At 68.1% G+C, this 6,817-nt stretch carries 6 protein-coding genes; 2 read left to right on the top strand and 4 right to left on the bottom strand.

Annotated features, from left to right (window positions below; all coding sequences use genetic code 11):
• Positions 1-112 precede the first annotated feature (112 nt).
• Positions 113-1,615 (bottom strand): DEAD/DEAH box helicase, encoded by a 1,503-nt coding sequence (locus AC3WLE_RS06330; protein ID WP_176844223.1) that lies wholly within the window; start codon positions 1,613-1,615, stop codon positions 113-115.
• 318 nt (positions 1,616-1,933) lie between these two features.
• On the opposite strand from AC3WLE_RS06330, the gene AC3WLE_RS06325 reads away from it, so the two are divergent.
• Positions 1,934-2,080, top strand: a complete 147-nt coding sequence (locus AC3WLE_RS06325; protein ID WP_189374251.1) for a hypothetical protein — start codon at positions 1,934-1,936, stop codon at positions 2,078-2,080.
• 36 nt (positions 2,081-2,116) lie between these two features.
• On the opposite strand, the gene AC3WLE_RS06320 is transcribed toward AC3WLE_RS06325, so the two are convergent.
• Entirely contained in the window at positions 2,117-3,127 is a 1,011-nt protein-coding gene (locus tag AC3WLE_RS06320; RefSeq protein WP_492356999.1) for a Bug family tripartite tricarboxylate transporter substrate binding protein, read from the bottom strand.
• A gap of 193 nt (positions 3,128-3,320) precedes the next feature.
• On the bottom strand, positions 3,321-4,949 hold the full coding sequence (locus AC3WLE_RS06315) for an acyl CoA:acetate/3-ketoacid CoA transferase (RefSeq protein WP_492356998.1): 1,629 nt from the start codon (positions 4,947-4,949) through the stop codon (positions 3,321-3,323).
• 180 nt (positions 4,950-5,129) lie between these two features.
• Here AC3WLE_RS06315 and AC3WLE_RS06310 point away from each other — a divergent pair, with 180 nt between their 5' ends.
• Positions 5,130-5,909, top strand: a complete 780-nt coding sequence (locus AC3WLE_RS06310; protein ID WP_492356997.1) for an IclR family transcriptional regulator domain-containing protein — start codon at positions 5,130-5,132, stop codon at positions 5,907-5,909.
• Between the two features lie 529 nt (positions 5,910-6,438).
• Here the strand turns inward: AC3WLE_RS06310 and AC3WLE_RS06305 are convergent.
• Positions 6,439-6,792, bottom strand: a complete 354-nt coding sequence (locus tag AC3WLE_RS06305) for a DUF1428 domain-containing protein (RefSeq protein ID WP_010813628.1) — start codon at positions 6,790-6,792, stop codon at positions 6,439-6,441.
• Between the last annotated feature and the right edge of the window lie 25 nt (positions 6,793-6,817).

The raw sequence follows: 6,817 nt of genomic DNA, 5'->3' as shown, positions 1-6,817 counted from the left end.
AGGGCTGAGCCCCGTGCAATACAGGACTCAGCCCTTGGCGGCCTAACTTACCCGTCCAACTTTACGGGGTCAGTTCAGCAGGCGGGCCATTTTCAGCTACGGCAGGATCAGATCAGGACTTGCGCGGCACGCCGCCCAGCAGGGCAGCTACCGGCCGCTTGGGCGCCTGGCGGCCGCGGCTCAGCGCGGCGGCCACTTCATCGGCCGCCTTGGCCTGGGCGACGCTGGCTGCGCTGGGCTCGTACGGGCGCGAGAAGAACGGATCATCCGAGGCACGGAACACCTGGCGGTTGGCGCTGTGCTCGTGGCGGCGCGGACGCTCTTCGCCCTCGCCGTTGCCGCGCGCGCGACGCACGTCGCTACGCTCGCGGCGGCGCTCGGTGTCGCCCTGGCGGGCGCGCTCGCCGGTCGGGTCGAAGCCTTCCAGCTTGCCGCGCGGGATGCTGCGCTTGATCAGCTTCTCGATATCGGACAGCAGGCGCTCGTCATTGCCCGGCACGTAGATCGACAGCGCATCGCCGCTGGCGCCGGCACGGCCGGTACGGCCGATGCGGTGCACATAGTCTTCGGCGCTGTATGGCACGTCGAAGTTGACCACGCACGGCATGTCGGGAATATCCAGCCCGCGCGCGGCCACGTCGGTGGCGACCAGCGCGTCGATGGTGCCGCTCTTGAACCCTTCCAGCGTCTGCATGCGCTCGGTCTGGGTCTTGTCGCCGTGGATGGCGGCGGCGTTGATGCCCTCGCGCTCCAAATGGCGCGCCAGGCGCGAGCAGCCGATCTTGCTGTTGACGAAGACGATGCACTGGCGCGACAGCCCCTGCTCGGCGCGCTGCTTGAGCAGGTGCACGACCGCCGCCTGCTTGTGGCCGTCTTCGACCAGGTACACCATCTGGCGCACGTTCTCGTTGGTCGAGTTGCTGCGCGCCACTTCGATGGTGACCGGGTGCTTCAGGTAGCTGGAGGCCAGCCGCTTGATTTCCGGCGAGAACGTAGCCGAGAACAGCAGCGTCTGGCGATGTGCCGGCAGCAGGTTGATGATGCGCTGCAGGTCCGGCAGGAAGCCCATGTCGAGCATGCGGTCGGCTTCGTCCAGCACCAGCATCTGCACCTGCGACAGGTTGACCGACTTCTGCTGCACGTGGTCCAGCAGGCGGCCGGGCGTTGCCACCAGGATCTCCACGCCGCGGCGCAGGGCATCGGTCTGCGGGTTCATGTCGACGCCGCCGAACACCACGGTGCTGCGCAGGTCGGTGTGCTTGGCGTAGCGCGCGACGTTGTCATAGACCTGGTCGGCCAGTTCGCGCGTGGGGGTCAGCATCAGCGCGCGCACCGGGTGGCGCGCCGGCGAGGCGCTGGCATTGGCCAGCGGCAGCAGGCGCTGGATGATCGGCAGCGCGAAGCCCGCGGTCTTGCCGGTGCCGGTCTGCGCGGCGCCCATCATGTCCTTGCCTATCAGCACGACCGGGATGGCCTGTGCCTGGATCGGGGTGGGCGTGGTGTAGCCCTGTTCGGACAAGGCGCGCAGGATGCGCGCGTCCAGGCCGAAGCTGTCGAATGTCTGCACGGCGGTCTGCCCCGCGGTAGTGGCTTCTGGTGCGTTCGTAGTGGTCATGGGTATCGGTGTCTGGCGGGAGGCGAACCCGGCACAAACGGATACGCGTCTGGAACTCATCTCGCCCTGACTCTCGCCTGGCGCCGGGAGGGTTCCGGCACGGCCAAGCTGGCTGCAGCATTTGGCCAAGAGAATCAAAGACTTAGATTTTAGCACCTCTGCCAGCACAGTGGGCATTCTGGCAGCGCCGTGCGACTGGTGCGACAGATGGCGGCGCAGGCTGGCGGGATTTCAAGAAACTGTCATATCCGCCACGCAAGATGCCGGCGGCGCGGCGGCCACGGCCGGACCGCGCCACCCCACCTCACCGAGACCTACATGGACTTCGAGCTTTTCCGCCAGACCTGCCAGCAGTTCCTGCGCACCTCCAGCCAGTTCCTTGGCCTGGCCGCGGCCGCCTGCCAGCCGGCGCTGCCCTTGCCGGCGCTGCCGGCCAGCCAGCCGCAAGGGCAGCAGCCCGCCTGAGCTTCAGCCGGGCCACCGGAGCGGCATCCGAATCACTCAGTCGCCACGGATGCCATTGTCCTGGATCACCTTGCCCCATTTGCTGTAGTCGGCCTTCATGCGCGCGGCCAGCTGCTCGGGCGGCATATAGGCGGCCACCGTGCCGGCGCCCAGCATCTTCTGCTGCACGGCCGGATCGGCCAGCGCCTTCTTCAGCTCGGCCGACAGCGTGGCCACCACCTCCTTGGGCGTGCCGGCCGGCGCCAGCAGCCCGCCCCAGGCAGTGGCGTCGAAGCCCGGGAAGCCCTGCTCGGCCACCGTCTTGACGTCGGGCGTGAAGCTCACGCGCTTGGCGGAGCCCACCGCGATCGGGCGCAGCTTGCCGGCCTTGATGTGCGGCAGCGCGGCGATCATGTCCGAGAACATCATCGGCACCTGGCCCGCCAGCAGGTCGGAGATGGCGGGCGCGCTGCCCTTGTACGGCACGTGCTGCACGTCGAAGTGGCCCAGGTTCTTCAGCAGCTCGGTCGACAGGTGGCCGAAGCTGCCATTGCCGGCGCTGGTGTAGTTCAGCGCGCCGGGCTTGGCCTTGGCCTTGGCGATGTACTGCTGCAGGCTGGTCACGTCCGGCATCGCCTGCGGGTTGACCACCATCACGATGGGCAGGTCATAGGCCGCGCCGATCGGCGTGAAGTCCTTGAAGAGGTCGTAGCCCTTGCGGTTGATCAGGTGCGGCGCCAGCAGCGTGGGCGTGGCCAGCACCAGCAGCGTGTAGCCGTCGGCGGGACTCTTGGCGACGTTCTCGGCGCCGATGGTGCCGGAGGCGCCGGGACGGTTGTCCACCACCACCGGCTGCTTGAGGGATTCGCTCATCTTCTGGCCGATGATGCGCGCGGCGGTGTCGGTCGGGCCGCCCGGCGGGAACGGCACCACCAGGCGGATCGCCTTGCCGGGATAGGCCTCGGCAAAGGCCGGCGCGGCGGCGAGCGGCAGCGCGGTGGTCAGGAAGGCGGTGCCCAGGCGGCGCGCGAAGTGACGGTGGAAGGTACGGCGGCTAGTGCTCTGCATGGTATGGCTAAGTCCTGCGGTAGATCGCGATAGATCGAAAACCGATGCGCGGCTCAGGGCCGCGCCGGGATGAAGCGACAGCGGTTCAGTAACGTCATGACAGATCCTGGCGTGCCTCCTCGCGAACCGGTCTTGGCCGGCCCGTCTGCTTGATGCCAATGGCGGCGGTGCTTGCGCCGCCGGCCACGAATGATTACAGGTGCAGGGGCCCGGCCTGGAACAGCCGCGCATCCATCTGGCGCAGGTCCGGCGCCACGGCCACGGGCGTTGCGCACTGGTCCAGCACATCGCGCTGCAGGTCAACGCCCGGGGCGATCTCGACCAGCGTGAGGCGGGCATCGCCATCTGCGCCAGCGCGCATCTCGAACACCGCGCGCTCGGTGATGTACAGCACCGGGATGCCAAGCGACGCCACATAGGGCCCGTTGAAGCTCAGGTGCGACACCTCCGGCACGATCTTCTTCACGCGGCCTTCGCGCACGATCTGCAGGCCGCCGTCGCCGGCGCGGACTTCCAGCCCGCCCGCCGTCAGCGTGCCCATGAACACCACCGCGCGCGCGCTCTGCGTGATGTTGATAAAGCCGCCGACACCGGCAATCGATGCGCCCTCGCCTGCGCCGAACTTGCTGACGTTGACGTTGCCGTGGCCATCGAGCTCGGCCAGGCCCAGGATGGCCAGGTCGATGCCGCCGCCCTCGTAGAAATCGAACTGCGCGGGCTGGTCCACCACCGCCTCCGGGTAGGCCGAGGCACCGAAGCTGAGGCCATCCGCGGGCGTGCCGCCGATGGGGCCGGCCTCGACGGTCAGCGTGAAACCGTCCAGCCCGGCCTGGTGCGCCAGCATGCCGACCGCTGCCGGCATGCCCACGCCCAGGTTGACCACGCGCGGCGCTCGGCGCGCCAGCTCCATCACCGCACGGCGCTGCACGATGGTGCGCGCGTCGAGCGGGGCGGCAGCCACCGGCGCCGCTTCCGCTTCGGCCACCGCTGCCTCGCCCTGCCACGGCGTCACGTAGGCCGGGTTGTAGGACTCGGCAAACGTCATCTGGTGGTTGGCGGGGTTGTCGCAGACCACCACGTAATCGACCAGGATGCCGGGCACGTGGATGGCCTGCAGGATCTCGTGGTGGTCGACCAGGCTTTCCACCTGCGCGATCACGATGCCGCCCGAGTTGTGGGCCGCCTGCGCCATCGCCAGCAGCTCATGGTGGAAGGCTTCGCGATGCGTGCTGAGGTTGCCGCGGGTGTCGGCCGCGGTGCAGCGGATCAGCGCGCAGTGGATCGGGAAGCTCGGGTAGAACAGGTATTCTTCGCCGCGGAAGTCGACCGCATCGACCCAGCATGTCTTGCCCTCGGCAATGGCCTGGCGCGCGCGCTGGTTGACGGCGCCGCCGTGGTAGCGCGCATCCTGCGCGGTGCGCGGGTCGACGAAGGTGTGCAGGCCGATCTTGGTCATCACGCCGGGCTTGCCGCCGGCGATGGCGCGGTACAGGTGCGTCAGCACGCCCTGCGGCAGGTTGTAGCCCTCGCACTGCTCGGCCATGGCCAGCGTGGCCAGCCGCGTGGCCGAGCGCCAGTGGCCGCCGACGATGCTGGCGGTCATGCCGGCATTGCCGAAGTGGTTCACGCCGCGCGCGCCGCGGTCGCCCTGCCCGGCCGAGTACACCAGCGTCAGGTCGCGCGGCAGCCCGCTCTGCAGGAAGCGCTGCTCCAGCGCCTCGGTCACGGCCTCGGCATGGCCGGCGCCGACAAAGCCAGCGCTGGCCACGGTCCAGCCATCCTGCACCAGTGCCGCCGCTTCGCGTGCGGTGATCACCTTCATCGCTGTCTCCGGTTTCGTTGTGCCGTCCCGCATCAGTGACGGCACGTTTTTCCGTGAATCTTGTTTTGCGAACATTTGTTCGGAAAACGCTATCATACGGACATGCCGGCCGCTGGCGCAAGTCCGGATCGGCATGGAGAATCATGTGATTCCCCCTCCATTTCCCCGTATTGAGCCGAAATGCCGCAAGCAGAAGCCGCCAAGAAAGACGAACTGCTGGAATCGCTGAGCAAGGGCCTGGCGCTGCTGCGCCTGTTCGCCGCCGGCGCGGAACGCCTGACCATGCAGGACGTCGCCGAGCAGCTCGACGTGACCCGCGCCGCCGCGCGCCGGCTGCTGCTGACCCTGGAGCACAACGGCTACGTGGCGCAGGACGGCCGCCACTTTGCGCTGACGCCGCGGGTGATGGAGCTCGGCTATGCCTACTTTGCCTCGATGAGCCTGCCGCAGATGGCACGGCCCTACCTGCAGGGGCTGTGCGAGTCCCTGGGCGAAAGCTGCTCGGTGGGCGTGCTCGATGCGGAATCCGTGGTGCTGGTGGCGCGCGAGGAGCCGCGCCAGCTGCTGCGCGTGGACATGGCGCTGGGGCGGCGCATGCCGGCCTATGCGCATTCGCTTGGCCGCGTGCTGCTTGCCGGCCTGGACGATGACGCGCTCGAGGCCTACCTGGCAGGCGCCACGCTGCGCAAGCTGACGCCGTTCACGGTCAGCTCGCGCACGGCGCTGGCGCGCACGCTGCGGCAGGTGCGCACCGACGGCTACTGTGTGCTGGTGAGCGAGCTGGTGGACGGCTATGCCGGGATCTCGGTGCCGTTGCGCGACCAGGCCGGCAAGGCGGTGGCCGGGCTGGGCTTCAGCATGGTGCTGGGCAGCCGTGACCAGGCCCAGCTGGAGACGCGCTTCCTGGAGCCGCTGCGCGAGGCCGCCGCCCGCATCGAAACCATCCTGCAGGCGCGCTGAGGCGCCTGCGGCCCATGTAGAAAAGCCCCGCGTGCCGGGGAGGCAGCGGGGCTCAAATGGTAGCGGGGCAATCTGCTCGACCACCCACGCCTTGATCTTGGCGCATCGCGCTACTGCGGGCATCCCCCAAATGTGGGCCATTGCCATGCCGCGTTGCCGGCAGGCCGCAAACGCGCCCTGCGAAGCCTGTCAATCATGGCCCTGTCACATTCCTGAAGGAATCCGGGTTTTCGCCGAGCGGGTTTTCGCCAGCTTCCGGCCAGCGGCCGGATGCGGTCTACTGGACTCACATCGACGGCCTGGCACCGCAAACGCCGGATCGCCGCAGCCGATGGTGCCTCAGAACAAGTCCAATGACCGGGAGACAGACCATGGTGACGAAGAAAGAAGACGCTTTCGTACTGAAGAACCTTCTCGCCCTCGCAGCAGTGGAAACCCTGGGCGGCGCGATTGCCCTGGGCATGGTCTTCCACCTGATCTGAACCCGCTTGCCTGCGCGCCGGCGCTGCCACGCCGGCGCCCGGCGCGCTCATTCGTCGACAATCACCTCGAAGCCGCCAAAGATCATCCGCTGGCCGTCGAACGGCATCGGATCCATGCCTTCCTTCAGGCGCGGGTCTGCCATCGCCGCCTTCATGCCGGTGTCGCGCTTCTCGCGCGATGGCCACAGGATCCACGAGAACACCACCGCTTCATCCTCCTTGCGCTGCACCGCCATCGTAAAGGACGTGACCTTGCCTTCCGGTACATCGTCACCCCAGCATTCCACCACCTTCAGCGCGCCGTGCTCCTTGAACACCGCGGCTGCCTTCTGCGCCACCTGGCGGTAGGTCTCGCGAGTGGCCTGGGGAACGGCCAGTACAAATCCGTCGATATAGGACATGGACTTCACTCCTGGTCAGATTGAA

This window comes from Cupriavidus sp. FW306-1B-F12B, assembly GCF_058781795.1.
Note: the sequence above shows the minus strand (reverse complement) of the source record. Positions and strands in the feature narration are given on the sequence as shown.